Origin of the sequence: Janthinobacterium rivuli (assembly GCF_029690045.1) — a bacterium.
Lineage (GTDB): Bacteria > Pseudomonadota > Gammaproteobacteria > Burkholderiales > Burkholderiaceae_D > Janthinobacterium > Janthinobacterium rivuli.
This window is the reverse complement of sequence record NZ_CP121464.1, coordinates 1176312-1193851: the sequence shown is the minus strand read 5'-3', so window position 1 is coordinate 1193851 and position 17540 is coordinate 1176312. Positions and strand designations below refer to the sequence as shown.

Annotated in this window: 20 protein-coding genes; 12 read left to right on the top strand and 8 right to left on the bottom strand. The window is 63.7% G+C overall.

Annotation, left to right across the window (positions count from 1 at the left end; translation table 11 throughout):
* Positions 1 to 20: 20 nt before the first annotated feature.
* From P9875_RS05410 to P9875_RS05390, 5 genes are all read right to left on the bottom strand, one after another.
* The gene (locus P9875_RS05410; protein WP_278317771.1) at positions 21 to 458 is read right to left on the bottom strand and encodes a hypothetical protein; all 438 of its coding nucleotides are present in this window, start codon (positions 456 to 458) and stop codon (positions 21 to 23) included.
* A 44-nt stretch (positions 459 to 502) separates the two neighbouring features.
* Positions 503 to 1978: a hypothetical protein gene (locus P9875_RS05405; protein WP_278317770.1), complete on the bottom strand. Its 1476-nt coding sequence runs from the start codon at positions 1976 to 1978 to the stop codon at positions 503 to 505.
* Positions 1975 to 3408: a hypothetical protein gene (locus tag P9875_RS05400; RefSeq protein WP_278317769.1), complete on the bottom strand. Its 1434-nt coding sequence runs from the start codon at positions 3406 to 3408 to the stop codon at positions 1975 to 1977. Before P9875_RS05400 ends, P9875_RS05405 begins: the two co-directional genes overlap by 4 nt.
* A gap of 177 nt (positions 3409 to 3585) precedes the next feature.
* Positions 3586 to 4068: a D-glycero-beta-D-manno-heptose 1-phosphate adenylyltransferase gene (gene rfaE2, locus P9875_RS05395; RefSeq protein WP_035824719.1), complete on the bottom strand. Its 483-nt coding sequence runs from the start codon at positions 4066 to 4068 to the stop codon at positions 3586 to 3588.
* Positions 4069 to 4112: 44 nt separating this feature from the next.
* Positions 4113 to 4352 carry a DUF3717 domain-containing protein gene (locus P9875_RS05390; protein WP_278317768.1) on the bottom strand — a complete coding sequence of 80 codons (240 nt, stop codon included), beginning with the start codon at positions 4350 to 4352 and terminating at the stop codon, positions 4113 to 4115.
* Between the two features lie 134 nt (positions 4353 to 4486).
* Between P9875_RS05390 and P9875_RS05385 the strand changes: the two genes are divergently transcribed.
* The 8 genes from P9875_RS05385 to P9875_RS05350 all read left to right on the top strand — a co-directional run bounded on the left by P9875_RS05385 (position 4487) and on the right by P9875_RS05350 (position 9725).
* Positions 4487 to 5425, top strand: a complete 939-nt coding sequence (locus P9875_RS05385; protein WP_128141311.1) for a hydrogen peroxide-inducible genes activator — start codon at positions 4487 to 4489, stop codon at positions 5423 to 5425.
* Positions 5426 to 5483: 58 nt separating this feature from the next.
* Positions 5484 to 6338 carry a 4-hydroxybenzoate octaprenyltransferase gene (gene ubiA, locus P9875_RS05380; protein ID WP_035824713.1) on the top strand — a complete coding sequence of 285 codons (855 nt, stop codon included), beginning with the start codon at positions 5484 to 5486 and terminating at the stop codon, positions 6336 to 6338.
* 107 nt (positions 6339 to 6445) lie between these two features.
* A complete protein-coding gene (locus tag P9875_RS05375; RefSeq protein WP_046683402.1) occupies positions 6446 to 6802 on the top strand; it encodes a glycine zipper domain-containing protein in 357 nt (118 codons plus the stop codon).
* Between the two features lie 45 nt (positions 6803 to 6847).
* Positions 6848 to 7234: a phage holin family protein gene (locus tag P9875_RS05370; RefSeq protein ID WP_278317767.1), complete on the top strand. Its 387-nt coding sequence runs from the start codon at positions 6848 to 6850 to the stop codon at positions 7232 to 7234.
* Entirely contained in the window at positions 7231 to 7578 is a 348-nt protein-coding gene (locus P9875_RS05365) for a hypothetical protein (RefSeq protein ID WP_099403290.1), read from the top strand. The genes P9875_RS05370 and P9875_RS05365 overlap by 4 nt, the downstream gene beginning before the upstream one ends.
* A 90-nt stretch (positions 7579 to 7668) precedes the next feature.
* Entirely contained in the window at positions 7669 to 8226 is a 558-nt protein-coding gene (locus P9875_RS05360) for a DUF3455 domain-containing protein (RefSeq protein WP_099403291.1), read from the top strand.
* Between the two features lie 228 nt (positions 8227 to 8454).
* Positions 8455 to 9012: a sigma-70 family RNA polymerase sigma factor gene (locus tag P9875_RS05355; RefSeq protein WP_278317766.1), complete on the top strand. Its 558-nt coding sequence runs from the start codon at positions 8455 to 8457 to the stop codon at positions 9010 to 9012.
* Entirely contained in the window at positions 9009 to 9725 is a 717-nt protein-coding gene (locus P9875_RS05350) for an anti-sigma factor (RefSeq protein ID WP_099403293.1), read from the top strand. Before P9875_RS05355 ends, P9875_RS05350 begins: the two co-directional genes overlap by 4 nt.
* Before the next feature lie 3 nt (positions 9726 to 9728).
* On the opposite strand, the gene proC is transcribed toward P9875_RS05350, so the two are convergent.
* Both proC and P9875_RS05340 read right to left on the bottom strand, forming a co-directional pair.
* The gene (gene proC / locus P9875_RS05345) at positions 9729 to 10559 is read right to left on the bottom strand and encodes a pyrroline-5-carboxylate reductase (protein ID WP_099403294.1); all 831 of its coding nucleotides are present in this window, start codon (positions 10557 to 10559) and stop codon (positions 9729 to 9731) included.
* Between the two features lie 16 nt (positions 10560 to 10575).
* Positions 10576 to 11277 carry a YggS family pyridoxal phosphate-dependent enzyme gene (locus P9875_RS05340; protein ID WP_099403387.1) on the bottom strand — a complete coding sequence of 234 codons (702 nt, stop codon included), beginning with the start codon at positions 11275 to 11277 and terminating at the stop codon, positions 10576 to 10578.
* A gap of 70 nt (positions 11278 to 11347) precedes the next feature.
* Here P9875_RS05340 and P9875_RS05335 point away from each other — a divergent pair, with 70 nt between their 5' ends.
* From P9875_RS05335 to P9875_RS05320, 4 genes are all read left to right on the top strand, one after another.
* Positions 11348 to 12391 carry a type IV pilus twitching motility protein PilT gene (locus P9875_RS05335; protein WP_035824693.1) on the top strand — a complete coding sequence of 348 codons (1044 nt, stop codon included), beginning with the start codon at positions 11348 to 11350 and terminating at the stop codon, positions 12389 to 12391.
* A gap of 3 nt (positions 12392 to 12394) precedes the next feature.
* On the top strand, positions 12395 to 13534 hold the full coding sequence (locus tag P9875_RS05330; RefSeq protein ID WP_278317765.1) for a PilT/PilU family type 4a pilus ATPase: 1140 nt from the start codon (positions 12395 to 12397) through the stop codon (positions 13532 to 13534).
* Position 13535: 1 nt separating this feature from the next.
* Positions 13536 to 14021: a glutathione peroxidase gene (locus P9875_RS05325; RefSeq protein WP_099403295.1), complete on the top strand. Its 486-nt coding sequence runs from the start codon at positions 13536 to 13538 to the stop codon at positions 14019 to 14021.
* 185 nt (positions 14022 to 14206) lie between these two features.
* On the top strand, positions 14207 to 16318 hold the full coding sequence (locus P9875_RS05320; RefSeq protein WP_278317764.1) for a putative bifunctional diguanylate cyclase/phosphodiesterase: 2112 nt from the start codon (positions 14207 to 14209) through the stop codon (positions 16316 to 16318).
* Here the strand turns inward: P9875_RS05320 and glcF are convergent.
* Positions 16311 to 17537 (bottom strand): glycolate oxidase subunit GlcF, encoded by a 1227-nt coding sequence (gene glcF / locus P9875_RS05315; protein ID WP_278317763.1) that lies wholly within the window; start codon positions 17535 to 17537, stop codon positions 16311 to 16313. The two genes, P9875_RS05320 and glcF, sit on opposite strands and share 8 nt — an antisense overlap.
* Positions 17538 to 17540: the final 3 nt, after the last annotated feature.

Sequence of the window (17540 nt, the reverse complement as noted above, 5' to 3'; positions counted from 1 at the left end):
TTCAGCGTGTTACGGCGGGCTTAGCGGCGGCTCGATGTAAATGTCAGCAACAGGGCAACCAGGCCCACCAGCACCAGCGGTCCCATGAACAGTGGCGCGAGGAATTTATGCGCGTTCACGGCGGCCAGCACGACGCCGGTCGCCAGGCTGGCCAGGAAGATGAACAACCACCAGCCCGAGGCATTGGCCTTGTTCGGCGGCACGCGCTTGGCCACCAGGCCATTCGCGTAGGCATTCTTGGCAAAGAAAAAGGCGATGAACAGCAGCAACAGCACGACGCCGCCGACCAGGGTGTCGCGCGACGAGGTATCGGTCGTGCTGGCGGGATCGAGCGCGGGCGCAGGTTCGGTGGTAGCCGTGGTGGCGGTACCTGCAGCCGGTGCGTCCGCCGCTGGCGGCGCGGACGCCGGGGCCGGCAGGGTAAAACCAGTGTTGTCTTTTGGAGTGTCTTGCGCCATGGTATGCCTCTGTTGAATGGAAGGAATTTTTAGGGAGTGATTGTTCAGGCCAGGCTCAAGGTATGGCCTTCTGCCACGCGCACGACGGCCGGCTGGCCCAGGCCCCGCTTGAGTTCGCCAATGTCGCGGCCGTCATCGTCGCGGATCTGCACGCTCTTGAATGGCTTCAACAGCACTTGGCGCTGCACGCCGTCGGCCAGCACCTTGTAGCGCGTGGCACGCGTACTGACCAGGCCCAGCGCCAGCAAGCCCAGCACGAGCGCGAGCACGCCGCCCAGTATCACCAGCACGGGCAGCAGCGGATACTGGATGCGCACCAGCAGCGGTATCGTTGCCTGCGAGGCGCGCACGCTGTCGGGCGGCGTAAACATGCTGGATATCGGGTCGCCGGGGAACAGTTCCTGCAAATCCTTGCCAAAGCTGGACGCCAGCGCCAGCCGCTGTTCCGACAGGCCCACCTGCGCCTGCATGGGCAGCGTCACCTGCTTGCCCATGGCGGCGATCGCCTGCGCCGACCATGGCGACGGAATCTGCGCCATCGGCAGCGCAAACTGTACCTGCACGGACTGGCTGGCGCCCGGCTGCAGCTGCCGGATTTGATCCGGCGCAACGTGCAGCGGTGCGTTCTGTCCGGCCAGGCTGGCGTGCACTTTGGCGCTGTCGATCACGTACGGGAAAAACATGTTTTGCAGGGACGCCTGCAGCACCACTTGCGGCACCAGCTTGGCCGCATCGACGTCGAGCACGATGGTGCGCCCGTCGCGGCCCAGGCTGGCGTGCACATTGGCGCTGTTCTTGACGGACTGGGGCACGATGCGCACGGCATCCTGGTCCACCGGTTTTAATCGCGCGGGCGGGCGCGTCAGCACTTGCGACAAGCGCCCTTCGGCCAGGATGCGGGTCAAAGCCTCGGACGCCGGCTGGCCGTACGCGAGCGCATACACCATCAAGCCCTTGGCGCTGTACAGCTTGCCCTGCACGGGCATGCGCAAGGGAAACACCACCGTCTTGGTGATCGACGGTTCCAGGTGCAGCAAGCGGTAAAAGTCGCGGTTACGCTCGGCCGTCTGGCTGTCGTTGTTGGGGCTGTTCTTGTTATTCGTAAAGATCCACACGATGCCGGAAGCGGACTGGAATGGTCCCGTAATGGTCTTGGTGACGGCTTCCTGGAAATCCGTGTCGGCCAGCGCGCCGCCGGCACTCTTGCGCGCCAGACCCAGGCTGGCCAGCTGGCCCGCCACGCCGGCGCCGCCCTGTCCCTGCCCGATCAGTGCGGGCGACACATTGCTGCCGCTGCTCTGGCTGAAGGCCAGCGTGTAGACCTTGTCGGACGGGCTCGTCGCAGCCTGCGCCACGGCGCCCACGAGGGCTTTCAGCTGCGAATGCTCATCCGTGTAAAACGGCTCCATCCAGCCCGAGTTTTGCACGAGAAACGCTTGCTGGATGCCGGCCGCCTGCGCGGCGGCTGCACTGACACTGAGTAAAGCGGCGCAGGCCGCGATCAGGACGCGCGCCTTCATGCCTGCAAGGCCCAGCCATCAATGCGCGACAGCAGCGGGTGATACGCCCACAGCATGCCTTCATGGACAAACAGGCGCACCCGCCACGGCTCGCCGACGGCAAAGGTATGAAACACGGTTTCGCGCAATTCATCGTCCTGCACCAACTGGGCGGCCAGGCGCTCGTTCGAGCGCAGCACGCTCGACAGGCCGGCGCTGGTGGCAAATTTCACGCCAAAGACGCTGTTGCCAACGCCTGACTCCAGCAGCGGCATAACGGCCTGGTTCTTGCCGCCATCGTCGCCGTGTTCCGGCTCTTCCCATGGCGCCGTTTTCAGCTTGGTGGCGAAGCGGTAATTGAAGCTGCCCGAACACAGGCGCGGCGCCAGCGCGTCGGCACGTTCGGACTGCGCGCCCAGTTTCACGTAAACATAGGTGCCGCGGTTGCGCTCGAAGCACAGCTGCCACAGGCCGCCGTCGCGCGACACGTAGGGGCTGCCGAATTCGAAATGCGGCACCAGCCCTTCGGGCCAGGGTGTGAACGAGGCGGCCACGTTGCCGTCCGGCTGCAGCTGCAGGCGCAGCTGGCCGTTGGCGCAAGGCCACACGGCCATGCGGTTGTAGGCGACGGGCGCGCTGACGTTGCCCAGATCAAACAGGCCGTCGAGCAGCACGTCGCTGCCCGGCTTTTGCGCGGCATCAAGATTGACGAAGCGGATCCGGCCGTCGTCGTCGCGCAGCGGCGCCCACAGGCGGTTCTGGAACCAGACGGGCGCGGCCGCACACGGCGCGCCGCCCACGTGCTCGACCACATAGGTGAGCGAAGGCACGTCAGGACGGATGCACGCCAGACCATGGCTGGTCGGCAAGACCAGCACGCTATTGAACTCCGGCACCAGCTCGGCGCGCCAGGCGCCGTGGGCCAGGTCCGATTCGGCCAGCAGGCTGCCATAGTCGGGATCCAGCGCCAGCCAGCGTTTCGAGGCGGGCAGCCAGGCGTGCAAGACGGCCTTGCGCGGGTCGAGCGCCAGCAGCGCGGGCGCGCTGGTGCCGAACTGCGCGGAAAAAAATTCGTATTCACCGGGCGGCGGCATGGGCAGCGAGGCATCTGCCTGCGCATGCTCTTCGCGCGCGCGCTGGTCGGCCAGTTTCAGGGGCACGCTGGCCTGGCGCAAGCCGGCCGGGCCGGTTGGCGGCACGTCGCTGACGGGATAGGCGCCGTAGGGCGGCACCCACGGCGGGGTAATTGACGTGTCGGGCGGCACTTGCAAGGCCGCGCCCGAAGCGGGGTCGAACGCAAATTCGGGCGGGAACTGGCGCACGGGCGCGCCGGCCGCCGCGGGCAGGCGCCGCGCGAGCATCAGCTTGCCGATATCGGCATCGCTCACCAAGGGCGAGACGTTCTGGCCGTCCGCGCTGCGCTGCATGCTCCATGCGCCCTCGTCATCCACGTGCCAGGCGCCGGAGGGCAGTGGCCAATCCCCAGAAGTTTTATGGTCCATTTATTTTCTATGACTAGCAATGCATTCAGACGGTGTAACGTGCTGGGGCTGACGAAACGAAGTCGCAGCCCTGGCAGTTCTCATAGTAACGTCTTTTTATCTGTATGGAAACATTGACGACAGTCCTCAGCCTTGCTGCGTCCGCACTTTCGTCAACAACTTGGTGGTCGAGCGGTCATGCTCGAAATCGATGGCCACGGCCTGGCCGCCATACGCGAGCACGGCCTTGCCTTCGGGGATGGCCGCCATGTCGTAGTCGCCGCCCTTGGCATAGATTTCCGGTTCGATGTCCTGCACCACTTCCAGGGCGCTGTCTTCCGAAAACGGCACCACCAGACTCACGGCTTCCAGCGCGGCCAGCACGGCCATGCGGTCTTCGCAGTTGTTCAGGGGGCGATCATCACCCTTGCCCAGGCGTTTCACTGAAGCATCGGTATTCACGGCAACGATCAGCGAGGCGCCCAGTGCGCGCGCCTGCGCCAGATACGTCACGTGGCCGCGGTGCAAAATGTCGAACACGCCGTTCGTCACCACCACGGGTTTCGGCAGGGCCGCGGCGCGGGCGCGCAATTCGTCGCGGCCGCACAGTTTGTTTTCAAAATCAGGCATGGATATCTCTTGTAGGGTTAAATAGGGTCACGCTAGGGTCACTCTCAGGCGTGGCTATCGCCTTGGATGCCGCCGGCATCGCGGCGCCAGGCATCGATCAAGGCCAGGACGGCCGGCTCCAGGCCCTCTTCGGCGATGCAATCTTGCCGGTTGTAAATCATCAGCGCATACACGGCGGCCAGGCGGCTGACGGGCGACGACAGCGCATATTCATTGCCGCGCGCCGGTTGCCTGGCGCGCCAGTAATTGATTGCCGCTTCCAGCGCCTGCATCCGCAATTCCATCACCGTCTCCCTTCGCCGCCCGGTCCCGCATTATAGGGGGCGATCCGCTACAATACGCCATTGGCGCCACAGTTTCACGTTTGCGCCACCTTTCATTCATTGCAAGTAAGTACTTCCTGTGTTTCAATCAACCTATGACACTGACTGAACTGAAATATATCGTTGCAGTCGCGCGAGCGAAGCACTTCGGCCACGCCGCGGAAGCTTGCTTCGTTGCCCAGCCCACCCTGTCAGTGGCCATCAAGAAACTCGAAGACGAATTGGGCGTGGTCCTGTTCGAACGGGGCGGCGCGGAAATCTCCGTCACGCCCCTGGGCGCGCAGATCATTGCGCAAGCCGAGCGCGTGCTGGAACAGACGGCCGCCATCAAGGAACTCGCCAAGCAAAACAAGGACCCGCTGGCCGGCCCGTTGCGCCTGGGCGTGATCTACACGATCGGCCCCTACCTGCTGCCGCCGCTGGTCAAGGCCATGATAGACCAGGTACCGCAGATGCCCTTGATCTTGCAGGAGAATTTCACGGTTCGCCTGCTCGAATTGCTGCGCCAGGGCGAACTGGACGTGGCCATCATGGCCCTGCCCCTGCCCGACCACGGCATGGCCATGCAGGAACTGTATGACGAGCCGTTCGTCGTCGCCATGCCGCGCCAGCATCCATGGACGGCGCGTGACAAAATCGCCGCGCAGGATTTGAAATCGGAAACCATGCTGCTGCTGGGCAATGGCCACTGCTTCCGCGACCAGGTGCTGGAAGTGTGCCCCGAAATGGCGCGTTTTTCCTCGCCCGGCAACGGCATGCAGCGCACGTTCGAAGGTTCTTCACTGGAAACCATCCGCCACATGGTGGCCAGCGGCATCGGCCTGACGGTCTTGCCGCGCGCCTCCGTCGCCAATATGCACGCCACCGACGGCATGCTCGAATACCGGCCCTTCGCCGCCCCCGTGCCATCGCGCCGGGTGGTCATGCTGTGGCGCAAGAGTTTTACGCGCAAGGCCGCCATCGACGCCTTGTGCGCGGCCATCGCCAGCTGCAACTTGCCTGGCATCACCCCCTTGTGCGAAGACGACGAATAGTACATTTACATACTATTTGCGATAATCGACCTTTCTCTTCAACAAGATCGAGTCTTCCATGAACAAGCTGGCGCTGTATTTCCGCCTGATACGGCTGGACAAGCCTATCGGTACCGTATTGCTGCTGTGGCCTACCCTGTGCGCGCTGTGGCTGGCGCAGCAGGGCGTGCCGGACTGGCGGCTGCTGCTCATCTTTACTCTTGGCACTTTCCTGATGCGCTCGGCAGGCTGCGCCATCAACGACTACGCCGACCAGGATATCGACAAATTCGTCAAGCGCACGGCCGAGCGCCCCATCACCAGCGGACGCATCAGCGGCAAGGAAGCGCTGGCCGTGGCCGGCGTGCTGACCGTACTGGCCTTTTGCCTGATCCTGCCCCTCAACGCGCTGACCAAGCAACTGTCCGTGGCGGCCGTCATCATCGCCGGCACCTATCCCTACTTCAAGCGTTTCTTTGCCATTCCGCAAGCGTATCTCGGCATCGCCTTCGGTTTCGGCATTCCCATGGGCTTTGCCGCCATCACGGATGCCGTGCCCGTCGTCGCCTGGCTGCTGCTGCTCGGCAATGTTTTCTGGGCAGTGGCCTACGATACGGAATACGCGATGGTCGACCGCGACGACGACTTAAAAATCGGCATCAAGACCTCGGCCATCACCTTTGGCCGCTACGACGTGGCCATCGTCATGTTCTGCTATGCCGTTTTCCTGCTGCTGTGGCTGGCATGCGGCTGGTATCTGGGCTTGCGTTACTGGTTCGTCGCGGGCCTGGTAGTTGCGGCCGGCTGCGCCGTTTACCACTACACCCTGATCCGCGCACGCGAGCGTATGCCGTGTTTTGCGGCATTCCGGCATAATAACTGGCTAGGAGCGGCGGTGTTTGCGGGCGTGGTTCTGGACTTTGCTTTCCGTTAAGCAATCATCCTTGCGCCGCGGTAGCCCTTGAGGCGGCGCAAGACAGCCTGGCCGCAGCTGCCTACACTGGTATTTCACTGTGCAGTTTCACTTCCATGAGGTAATACATGAGCTCGATACATACCGGAAAATCCAGCAGCGACAGCATCCTCGCCGACGCCGACAAGGCCCGCGACAAACTGGTCGGCGACCTGAAAACCGTCATCAATGAAGCGGAAGGCTGGCTCGACGGCGCCAAGGATCAGACGGGCGAGAATGTCAAAGCCGTCAAGGACAAGTTCATCGCCACCCTGGAAACGGCCAAGAAAGACTTGATCAAGCTGGAAGAAGACTTGCTCGAACGGACCAAGAAGGCGGCCAAGGCCACCGACGAATACGTGCAGGACAATCCGTGGAAAGCCGTGGGCGCGGGCGCCGTCGTGGGCGTGCTGTTCGGCCTGCTGCTTTCCTCGTCACGCCGCTAGACAGTACCGACGGCCTTGGCCGTCTCCTGACGCGAAAGGCAGCATATGGCTATCGTGCACCATGTCGCCCAAGTCGCAGCGACCCTCGCCGCCATCGTCCAGACACGTCTGGCCCTGGCGGCCGTGGAAATGGAAGAAGAGTCGCTGCGCTTCCTGTCCTATCTGGCGCTGGCCATGCTGGCACTGTTGTGCCTGTTCGTCGGCCTCGTATTGATCGTGTTCCTCGTCATCGTGCTGTTCTGGGATACGCACCGCATCGCCGCCATCGCCATCACGGCCGCCGTCTTCATCGTCGCCGCCATCGCCACCCTGCTGGGCGTGCGCGCCAGTTTCCGCAGCAAGCCGAAACTGCTGTCCTTCACACTTTCCGAACTAAACAAAGACCTGGACGAGCTGCAACTGCTGGCCCGCCGGGGATCGGAGCAGCCATGACCACGCATCCCACCAAGTTGTCGCATGTGCACACGGCCGCCAGCCTGGCGCAGCGGCGCGACGCGCTGCTGGCCGAATGCGCGCTGCAGCGCCTGGCCTTGGGCGTGCAGACGCGCCAGTTGCTGGAGCCGCTCACGGGCGGCAATCTGCGCCACACCCTGGCCACGCGTTTTAAAATTCCCCTGATGATAGGCGGCGGCGTGCTGGGTTTGCTGCTCGTACGCCCGCGCCGTTTCCTGCCGCTGTTGCGCGCCAGCGGCGCGCTACTCAAGCACGCCACCACCGCCATGCCCGTCGTGCTGGCGCTGGCGCAGCGTTTCAGCAAGAAAGACACGCCGGAATAAATTATTTTTTTCCTGGCTGCATCCAAATGGCAAACCCCTGCGTAGTAATGGTATCAACCAGCCGGTTGAGCCAACTACCAGGAGTTCGCCATGCTTGCCTTCACAGCCCCACGCCACACCGTTCCCGCACTGACTTTGCTGGGCGCCGCCCTGCTGCTGACGGCTTGCGCGCCCATGAGCGCGCGCTATTCGCAGGAACAATTGCCGAACGCCGTCAAAGTGCCCGATGGCCACCAGGTCGCCATGCAAACGGTGGGCGTGGGCAAGATCGCCTACGAATGCAAGGCCAAGAAAGATATGACGGGCCATGAATGGGTCTTCGTGGGACCGGACGCAGCCTTGAACGACCGCGGCGGCATGCAGGTCGGCACGTATGTCGGCCCACCTGCCACCTGGGCCAACCTGGACGGCTCGAAAGTGACGGCAACGCAAGTGGCCGTGGCGCCGGCCGGTGCGGGCAACATCCCGTATCAGCTGGTGAAAGCCAACCCTGCCACGGGCAGCGGCGCCATGCAGGGCGTCAGCTACATCCAGCGCGTGGCCACCAGCGGCGGCGTGGCGCCAAGCAGCCCCTGCGGCATGGAGTCCATCGGCGCCAAGCAATGGGTGCCTTACCAGGCCGATTACATCTTTTGGAAAGCAGCATAAAAACACCTATCAAAACCTGCTGCGCGTCGGGATAGGCGGCCTGCGATGCTCACCGGCTCGGCGCCCCCGTACTTAGTACGGTTGCGCGTCTTAGCCACCTCTCCCTTCCGCTCGCAACGGTTTTGTTAGGTGTTGTAAAACATTGAGGCAACGGTTGGCAAGCTGGTTTCTGGCCTATACTCGGTCTTGAAAACTTGCTAACCGTTAACTCCAACGATTGCGCCGACCTTGCCAACCCTAGCCACTCCGTTCGATTACGATGCCGCCCTGCGCGCTTGCGCCAGGGGCGAGCAGCAGGCATTGCACGGCCTGTACCAGCAGGAAAGCCGCTATCTGCTGGGCGTGGCTCTGCGCATCGTGCGCCAGCGGGACCTGGCCGAAGACGTGCTGCACGACGCCTTTCTGAATATCTGGCGCCGCGCCGGCAGCTTCGACGCCACGCGCGGCAGCGGCAAGGGCTGGATCTATGTCGTGGTGCGGCACCAGGCGCTGGATGTGGCGCGCGCCCGCGCCCATGAAGTATCGGCCGACGAGGATACCGTGGAAACCCTGCTGCACGAACGACTAGGCCATGATGCCAGCGATGCCTATGCCGACCAGGCGGATCTGGGCAAGCTGCACGATTGCCTTGGCCACCTGGAGGAAGGCAAACGCAATAGCATCCTGTACGCTTACGTCGATGGCTGTTCCCATAGCGAAATCGCGCAGCGGCTGCAAGCGCCGCTGGGCACGGTGAAAGCCTGGGTCAAGCGGGGCCTGGCCGCCTTGCGGGAGTGCATGGGATGATCGACAGCGACGATGAATTGCACAGGCTGGCCGGCGAATACGTGCTGGGCACCCTGGAACGGGCCGAACGGGCGGACGTGGAACAGCGCTTGCCGCGCGACGCCGCCTTGCGCGACGCCGTCGATGCCTGGGAACAGCGTCTGCTGCCATTGACGACCCTGGCGCCGCCCGAAACGCCCTCGGCGCAACTGTGGCCGCGCATCGGCGCCAGCCTGTTCACGCCAAAAGCCGTGCGGCAGGCGGGCGGCTGGCAGGCTTGGTGGAACAGCCTGGCCTTCTGGCGAGTGCTGGCCGGCGGCGGCCTGGCGGCCACGGCCGCGCTGGCCGTGCTGGTCACTATGCAACTGCAGGCGCCAAGCGGACCCGGCTATCTGGTGGTGCTGGTGGCGCCGCAAGATAAATCGCCGGGCTGGATCGTGCAGGCGGGCGGACGCGGCGGCAAGAACCGCGACCTGAGCCTGATCCCGCTGGGCCCGACTGCCGTGCCGCAGCAGAAAGCCCTGCAATTCTGGACCAAGGGCAAGGACTGGGGCGCGCCCGTCTCGCTGGGCCTCGTCAAGCCGGGCCAGAGCCTCAAGTTGACGTTGGACAAGCTGCCGCCGCTGCAACCCGATCAACTGTTTGAAATCACGCTGGAGCCGCAAACAGGCTCGCCGACGGGCCGGCCGACGGGGCCGATCCTGTATATCGGCCGCGCCGTCAAGGTGATGTAGCGTTTATTTGCCCAGCTCGTCCCCCATCTCGCGCCCGCGCTGCGCGGCCGCCTTGATGCCCTTGACGATGGCCGCCTTCACGCCGCTCTCTTCCATGCTGGTCAGGGCCGCGTACGTCGTGCCGCCCTTTGACGTGACCCGCTCGCGCAGCAAGGATACCGGTTCGCTGGAGTTCGCCGCCAGCTGCGCCGCGCCCGTAAAGGTGGCAATCGCCAGCTGCGTGCCCTGCTCCGGCGTGAGACCCAGCTCGGCCGCCGCCTGCTGCATCGCTTCGATAAAGTAAAACACGTAGGCCGGGCCGCTGCCGGACACGGCCGTCACAGGATCGATCTTGGCTTCGTCATCGAGCCAGACGGTCTGGCCGACGGAGCGCAGGATGGCGTCCGCCGTCTTTTTCTGTTCTTCGCTCACGCCGCCGCTGGCCACCATGCCCGTGATGCCCATGCCGATCAGGGCTGGCGTGTTCGGCATGCAGCGCACGATGGCCGGGTAATCGCCGAGCCAGCGCGACAGGTCTTGCGCGCGGATGCCGGCCGCGATCGACAGGATCAATGGCGCCCGGTCACTATCAAGGAAAGGCAGCAACTGCGCCGCCACGTCGCGCATGCTTTGCGGTTTCACGGCCAGCACGATCACGTCCACGCCGCGCAGCGCGTCGTCCGCAAGCAGCGCCGTCGTCACGCCGAATTGCGCCTGCAGTTTTTCCAGCGCGGGGGCGTGCGGGTCGATCACGTGGATGTTGCCGCCTAGGGTCAATTTGCCCGCCAGGCCGGCGATCAGGGCGGCGGCCATATTGCCGCCGCCCACAAAGGCGATATTCAATTCTGTCGTCATGCTTGTTCTCTCTTTATCAGGAATAGTTGCGGGAACCGAAAATGGCGCTACCCACGCGCACGATGGTGGCGCCTTCCAGCACGGCGGCGCGCAAGTCGGCCGACATGCCCATCGACAGGGTGTCGAGCGCCAGCCCTTCGGCCTTCAATTGTTGGTACAACACGCGCAATTGCGCAAAGGCAGCGCGCTGCAGCGTGATATCCGTTTCCGGCTCGGGAATGGCCATCAGGCCGCGCAAGCGCAAACGGGGCAGCTGCGCCACGGCATGCGCCAGCGCCGGCAGTTCGGCTGGCGTCACGCCGCTCTTGCTCGCTTCGCCGCTGATATTGACTTGCAGGCAGATATTCAAGTCCGGCAAGCCGGCCGGGCGCTGCTCGGACAGGCGCGCGGCGATCTTTTCCCGTTCCACCGTATGCACCCAGTCGAAGTGCTCGGCGATGGGGCGCGTCTTGTTGCTCTGGATGGGACCGATGAAATGCCATGCCGGGACGTGCTGCGGTGCGGCCGCTTTTACAAAGGCGATCTTGTCGAGCGCTTCCTGCAGATAATTTTCGCCAAACGCCGCCTGGCCCGCATGCATGGCGTCCAGCACGGCGTCCGCGCCAAAGGTTTTCGACACGGCCAGCAGGGTCACGTCGGTCGGGGCGCGCTGCGCCTCAGCGGCGGCCTGCGCAATACTGTCTCGCACGGCTTGCAAGTTCTGTTCGATTGTGGACATAATCATTTTCTAGTGTATAGGGGCGGCGGCACAGTGCGCCAGCCCATCAATGCAGGCACAGGGATTATAAATGGACATTTCCGAACTACTCGCTTTCTCCGTCAGCAACAAGGCTTCCGACTTGCACCTGTCTTCCGGCCTGCCGCCGATGATACGGGTCAACGGCGACGTGCGCCGCCTGAACGTGGCCCCGCTCGAGCACAAGGAAGTGCACAGCATGATCTACGACATCATGAACGATAGCCAGCGCAAGGCCTATGAAGAAGCGCTGGAATGCGATTTCTCGTTCGAGATTCCCGGCCTGGCCCGCTTTCGCGTCAACGCCTACAATCAGGAACGGGGTGCCTCGGCCGTGCTGCGCACGATTCCGTCGAAAGTGCTGACCCTGGAAGAGCTGAACGCCCCGCGCATCTTCGGCGAGCTGGCCATGCGCCCGCGCGGCTTGGTGCTGGTGACGGGTCCGACCGGTTCCGGCAAGTCGACCACTCTGGCGGCCATGGTGAACCACGTCAACGAGCGCCTGAACCACCATATATTGACCATCGAAGACCCGATCGAATTCGTGCATGAACCAAAAAAATGCCTGATCAACCAGCGCGAGGTCGGTTCGCACACGCATTCGTTCAGCAATGCGCTGCGCTCGGCCCTGCGCGAAGACCCGGACGTGATTTTAGTGGGCGAATTGCGCGACCTGGAAACCATCCGTCTGGCGCTGACGGCGGCCGAAACGGGCCATCTGGTCTTCGGCACCCTGCACACCTCGTCGGCGGCGAAATCGATCGACCGCATCATCGACGTCTTCCCCGCCGAGGAAAAGGAAATGGTGCGCGCCATGCTGTCCGAATCCTTGCAAGCCGTCATTTCGCAGAACTTGCTCAAAACCAAGGATGGCGCGGGCCGCGTGGCCGCGCATGAAATCATGCTGGCCACGCCGGCCGTGCGCAACCTGATCCGCGAAGCGAAAGTGGCGCAAATGTATTCGGCCATCCAGACGGGCAGCAATGTCGGCATGCAGACGCTGGACCAGTGCTTGAGCGACCTGGTCCGGCGCGGCACGATCTCGGCGGAAACGGCCCGCTCGGCCGCCAAAGCCCCTGAAAACTTCCCCGGATAAGCCATGCAGACGACGCACGAACACTATGGCGCCATGCACGCGCTGCTGGCGCAGATGCGCGCACGGGGCGGCTCGGACCTGTTCATCACGGCCGGCTTTCCTGCCGCCATCAAGCTCGACGGCAAACTGACGCCGCTGGCGGGCGGCGCGCTCGATGCGCAACAGGCGGCCGGCTACGTGCGCGCCGTCATGAACGCGCGCCAGGCGGCCGAGTTTGAATCCAGCCGCGAAGCCAATTTCGCCATCAGCCCGGAGGGACTCGGGCGTTTCCGCGTGTCCGCCTTCGTGCAGATGGGCCAGGCAGGCATGGTCTTGCGATTGATCAATACCGCCATCCCCACCCTCGATGGGCTCGGCTTACCGGCCGTCCTGCAAGACATCGTCATGAGCAAGCGCGGCCTCGTCATCATGGTGGGCGCCACGGGTTGCGGCAAGTCGACCACCCTGGCGGCCATGGTGGGCCACCGCAACGCGCACAGCCATGGCCACATCATCACCATTGAAGACCCCGTGGAATTCATCCATCCGCACGGCAACTGCATCGTTACCCAGCGCGAAGTGGGCGTCGATACGGACGACTGGGGCACGGCCCTGAAAAACACCCTGCGCCAGGCGCCCGACGTGATACAGATCGGCGAAATCCGCGACCGGGAGACGATGGATCACGCCATCGCGTTTGCCGAGACGGGCCATCTGTGCCTGGCGACCTTGCACGCGAACAACGCCAACCAGGCGCTGGACCGCATCATCAATTTCTTCCCCGAAGAGCGGCGCCAGCAGTTGCTGATGGACCTGTCGCTCAATTTGAAGGGCATGATTTCGCAGCGCCTGATCCCCGGCAAGGACGGCGGCGGGCGCAAGGCGGCGCTGGAAATCCTGCTCAACTCGCCGCTGATGAGCGACCTGATCTTCAAGGGCCAGGTACACGAAATCAAGGAATTGATGAAAAAGTCGCGCGAGCATGGCATGCAGACCTTCGACCAGGCCCTGTTCGACCTGCACGAAGCGGGCGCCATCAGCTATGAAGACGCGCTGCGCAATGCGGACTCCGTCAACGACCTGCGCCTGACGATCAAACTCAAGGGCGCCACGGCGCCGGAACCGGCCCCGCAAGCGGGCGCCACCAAACTGGGACTCCTCTGACATGACCAGCATCCACGATTTCCAGGCCGAGGCACTGGACGGCACGCCGGTCGACCTGGCGCGCTACAAAGGCAAGGTATTGCTGATCGTCAACACGGCCAGCGCCTGCGGCTTCACGCCGCAATACCAGGGGCTCGAAGCGCTGTACCGCGAATTTCACGAGCAGGGCCTGGTCGTGCTGGGTTTTCCCTGCAATCAATTCCGTCAGCAGGAACCGGGATCGAACGGGGAAATTGGCGCCTTTTGCGAGAAAAACTTCGGCGTCACCTTTCCCCTGTTTGCCAAAGTCGACGTGAATGGCGCGCAGACCCATCCCCTGTTTGCGCAATTAAAACAGGCGGCGCCCGGCATATTGGGCACGCAATCGATCAAATGGAATTTCACCAAGTTTTTGGTGCGCAAGGATGGCAGCGTATTTCGCCGCTATGCGACGGCCAGCAAACCGGCCAGTCTGGCGGCCGACATACGGCAATTGCTACAGGAGTAAAAACGGATTGCTTTGATTTAAGACAACAATCATGTTAAATCCATAAAACTGCATTTATTTCATGCTTGATATCAATATTGTGTTTCAAATAGCAAATATCGGTGATAATGTTTACATAATTATTCGCAGATATCGATCATAAAACGATGCTAGTCTTTGGGAAAATATTATCTTCTTGGATGCGGATGGGCAGTTATCCCCGCCTCTTCATCCCTATTACCTTCCTGATACTCGCCGTTTCCGCCGTTCGCTATCACGCCCTGCTGGGTACGGAAACGGCGCTGGCCAATGCGCGCTACCAGAGCGACGCCCGGCAACTCGACCTGTTCCTGGCCAATAGCGTGCTGCCGCTGGCCGTGCACACGGACCGGCATGCGACGCACGACAGCGTGCGGCAGGCGCTGCGCAGCGCCTTGCCGCTGAACCGCAGCCTCGTTTCCGCGCGCTGGGATACGGCTGGCGCGCATGTCGAAGTGCTGGCCGATAACAAGCCGGGCGACACGCCGGCCGACGGCGTGCCGGGCTGGTTTGCGCGCCTGGCGGGCATGGCGGCCATCCGCAGCCGCCTGACGGTGGCGCTGCCGGACGGCGGCGACGGCATCCTCGACCTGCACTACACGCCCGGCCGGCCTCTGGCGCAGGTGTGGCAAAGGGTGCTCGAGCAGGCCGTCCTCAGCAGCATCAATATCGTCCTCGTCTTCCTCCTGCTGGGCTTGATCCTGGCGTCGCACCGCAAGCTGCTGGCGCGCTTCGTGCAAGCGACCGACCGCTTTCGTGATGGCAATTTCGCCGTGCGCCTGGCGGCTGGCGCCACGCCCGAGGCGCAAGCCGTGTCGCAGTCGTTCAACGGCATGGCCGGCGATATCGAAGGACTGCTGACTTCGCTGAAAACCAGCCAGCGCCAGCTGGGCGAACAGCTGAACGAAACCGTGCACATGCAGCAGGCGCTGCAAAAGCTGTCGTGGCAAAACTACAATGACGTGCTGACGGGCTTGCCCAACCGTGCCGCGCTGGCCGCCCGCTTCGAGCAGGAACTGTTCCTCGCGCGCGAACGCCAGCGTCTGCTAGCCGTCTGCCTGTTCGACCTCGACCACTTCCAGGCCATCAACGACCGCTACGGCGCCGAGGCCGGCGATGAAATCCTCAAGCAGGTGGCCGGCCGCCTGCACGGCTTCACGGGCCAGGTCCATTACGCGGCGCGCCTGGGCGGCGATGAATTCGTCATGCTGCTGTGCGGCCAGGCCAGCATCGCCAGCATCGAACAGAACATCACCCAATTGATGCAGGAACTGAGCCGCCCCTACCAGTGCGACCAGCAGGCGCTGCACGTGACGGCCAGCGCCGGCATCGCCGTCTACGCGGGCAAGGACTTGAATACGGAAAGCCTGCTGCGCCACGCCGACCACGCCGTCTACCAGGCGAAACTGACGGGGCGCAACCAGTACCACTTCTTCGACACCAACCTCGACGAGGAAGTGCGCACCCACCACAACCAGCGCACGGAAGTGCGCCACGCCCTGATCAACGGCGAACTGCGGCTGTACTACCAGCCCAAGGTGAATATGCGCGCTGGCACGGTGGTGGGCATGGAAGCGCTGCTGCGCTGGCAGCACCCGCGCCGCGGCGTGCTGTCGCCTGCGCAATTCCTGCCGCTGGTGGAGCAGACGGATTTGATCATCGACATCGGCGAATGGGTGCTGCGCCAGGCCCTGTGGCAGATGCAGCGCTGGGTGGCTTGCGGCAAGCACTGGGTAGTCAGCGTGAATATCGCGGCACGCCACTTCCAGCAAGCCGACTTCGTCTCGCGCCTGGAAACCATCCTCGGCGAATTTCCCGGCGTGCGCGCCAGCATGCTGGAACTGGAAATCCTCGAATCGTCAGCGCTGCACGACATCGAAGACGTGCGCCGCATCATCCGCGCCTGCCAGGCGCTGGGCATCACGTTCGCGCTCGACGATTTCGGCACCGGCTACTCGTCGATGTCATATTTAAAACGCCTGCCGGCGAATATCGTCAAGATCGACCAGAGCTTCGTGCGCAACATGCTCAACGACCGCGACGACCTGCACCTGGTGCGCGCCGTCATCGGCCTGGCCCGTTCCTTCAGCCTGACGGTGATCGCCGAAGGCGTGGAAAGCGTCGAGCATGGCGCGCGCCTGATTCAGCTGGGCTGCGACCTGGCGCAAGGCTACGGCATCGCCCGCCCCATGCCGGCCGACGCCGTGCTGGAGTGGGCTGCGAACTTCGTGCCGGCGCCCCAATGGCGCATCGCGCAGTACAGCGAGACGCCTATTTAGGCGTCAAGGCGGAGTCGATCAGCTCGATCCAGTGCCGCACGGGCGTCTCCGTGCCTGACTGCAGGTGGCTCAGGCAGCCGATATTGGCCGACACGATCATCTCCGGCTCGCACGCTTCCAGGTTCGCCACCTTGTTGTCGCGCAGCTGCTGCGACAGTGCCGGCTGCAAAATCGAATACGTGCCCGCCGAACCGCAGCACAGATGGCTGTCGGCGCACAGGCGCACGTCGACGCCGACGGCGCGCAAGACCTGCTCCACCTTGCCGCGAATTTGCTGGCCGTGCTGCAGGGTGCATGGCGGGTGATATGCCACCCTTTTCCCGATGCGCCCTTGCAGCAGCGCCGCCAGCTCGTTTTCAAACGCCGGCATGATCTCGGACAGATCGCGCGTCAGTGCCGCGATGCGCCGCGCCTTGTCCGCATACTGCGGATCGTGCGCCAGCAGATGGCCATATTCCTTCACCGTGGCGCCGCAGCCGGACGCCGTCATGACGATGGCTTCGGCACTTTCCACGTATGGCCACCAGGCGTCGATATTGCGGCGCATGTCGTCCAGCGCCGCGTCCTGGTCGTTCAGGTGATGGCGCAGCGCGCCGCAGCAGCCGGCCTTGGGCGCGACGATCAATTGCACGCCGAGCGCATCGAGCACGCGCGCCGTGGCCGCGTTGATGTTCGGCGACATGGCCGGCTGCACGCAGCCGTCCAGCAGCAGCATGCTGCGCGCGTGCTGGCGCGTCGGCCATGCCCCCGCTTGCGCGCCCGGACGCAATTTATCCTGCAAGCTTTTCGAGAGCAGCGGGCGCAGCGCCTGCCCCGCCTTGTACACGGGCGTAAACAGCCAGCGGCGCGGCAAGGCTTCCTTCAGGGCGAAGCGCAGCGCGCGTTCGCGCAAGGGGCGCTGCACGCGCTGCTCGACGACGTTGCGGCCGATGTCGACCAGGCGCCCGTACTGCACCCCGGACGGACAGGTCGACTCGCAGTTGCGGCAGGTCAGGCAGCGGTCCAGGTGCGTCTGCGTCTTGGCCGTGACGGGCGCGCCTTCGAGCACTTGCTTGATCAGGTAAATGCGTCCGCGCGGGCCATCGAGTTCGTCGCCCAGCAGCTGGTAGGTGGGACAGGTGGCCGTGCAAAAGCCGCAATGCACGCAGGCGCGCAGGATGGCTTCGGCTTCGTCGCCTGCCGGCGTATTCTTGATGAAATCGGCGAGATTGGTTTGCATGCG

Excerpts from the sequence above, each read along its gene's own strand:
- P9875_RS05410 (WP_278317771.1), bottom strand. The coding sequence starts at position 458 with ATGGCGCAAGACACTCCAAAAGACAACACTGGTTTTACCCTGCCGGCC.
- P9875_RS05405 (WP_278317770.1), bottom strand. The coding sequence starts at position 1,978 with ATGAAGGCGCGCGTCCTGATCGCGGCCTGCGCCGCTTTACTCAGTGTC.
- rfaE2 (WP_035824719.1), bottom strand. The coding sequence starts at position 4,068 with ATGCCTGATTTTGAAAACAAACTGTGCGGCCGCGACGAATTGCGCGCC.
- P9875_RS05390 (WP_278317768.1), bottom strand. The coding sequence starts at position 4,352 with ATGGAATTGCGGATGCAGGCGCTGGAAGCGGCAATCAATTACTGGCGC.
- P9875_RS05385 (WP_128141311.1), top strand. The coding sequence starts at position 4,487 with ATGACACTGACTGAACTGAAATATATCGTTGCAGTCGCGCGAGCGAAG.
- ubiA (WP_035824713.1), top strand. The coding sequence starts at position 5,484 with ATGAACAAGCTGGCGCTGTATTTCCGCCTGATACGGCTGGACAAGCCT.
- P9875_RS05375 (WP_046683402.1), top strand. The coding sequence starts at position 6,446 with ATGAGCTCGATACATACCGGAAAATCCAGCAGCGACAGCATCCTCGCC.
- P9875_RS05370 (WP_278317767.1), top strand. The coding sequence starts at position 6,848 with ATGGCTATCGTGCACCATGTCGCCCAAGTCGCAGCGACCCTCGCCGCC.
- P9875_RS05365 (WP_099403290.1), top strand. The coding sequence starts at position 7,231 with ATGACCACGCATCCCACCAAGTTGTCGCATGTGCACACGGCCGCCAGC.
- P9875_RS05360 (WP_099403291.1), top strand. The coding sequence starts at position 7,669 with ATGCTTGCCTTCACAGCCCCACGCCACACCGTTCCCGCACTGACTTTG.
- P9875_RS05350 (WP_099403293.1), top strand. The coding sequence starts at position 9,009 with ATGATCGACAGCGACGATGAATTGCACAGGCTGGCCGGCGAATACGTG.
- proC (WP_099403294.1), bottom strand. The coding sequence starts at position 10,559 with ATGACGACAGAATTGAATATCGCCTTTGTGGGCGGCGGCAATATGGCC.
- P9875_RS05340 (WP_099403387.1), bottom strand. The coding sequence starts at position 11,277 with ATGTCCACAATCGAACAGAACTTGCAAGCCGTGCGAGACAGTATTGCG.
- P9875_RS05335 (WP_035824693.1), top strand. The coding sequence starts at position 11,348 with ATGGACATTTCCGAACTACTCGCTTTCTCCGTCAGCAACAAGGCTTCC.
- P9875_RS05330 (WP_278317765.1), top strand. The coding sequence starts at position 12,395 with ATGCAGACGACGCACGAACACTATGGCGCCATGCACGCGCTGCTGGCG.
- P9875_RS05325 (WP_099403295.1), top strand. The coding sequence starts at position 13,536 with ATGACCAGCATCCACGATTTCCAGGCCGAGGCACTGGACGGCACGCCG.
- P9875_RS05320 (WP_278317764.1), top strand. The coding sequence starts at position 14,207 with ATGGGCAGTTATCCCCGCCTCTTCATCCCTATTACCTTCCTGATACTC.
- glcF (WP_278317763.1), bottom strand. The coding sequence starts at position 17,537 with ATGCAAACCAATCTCGCCGATTTCATCAAGAATACGCCGGCAGGCGAC.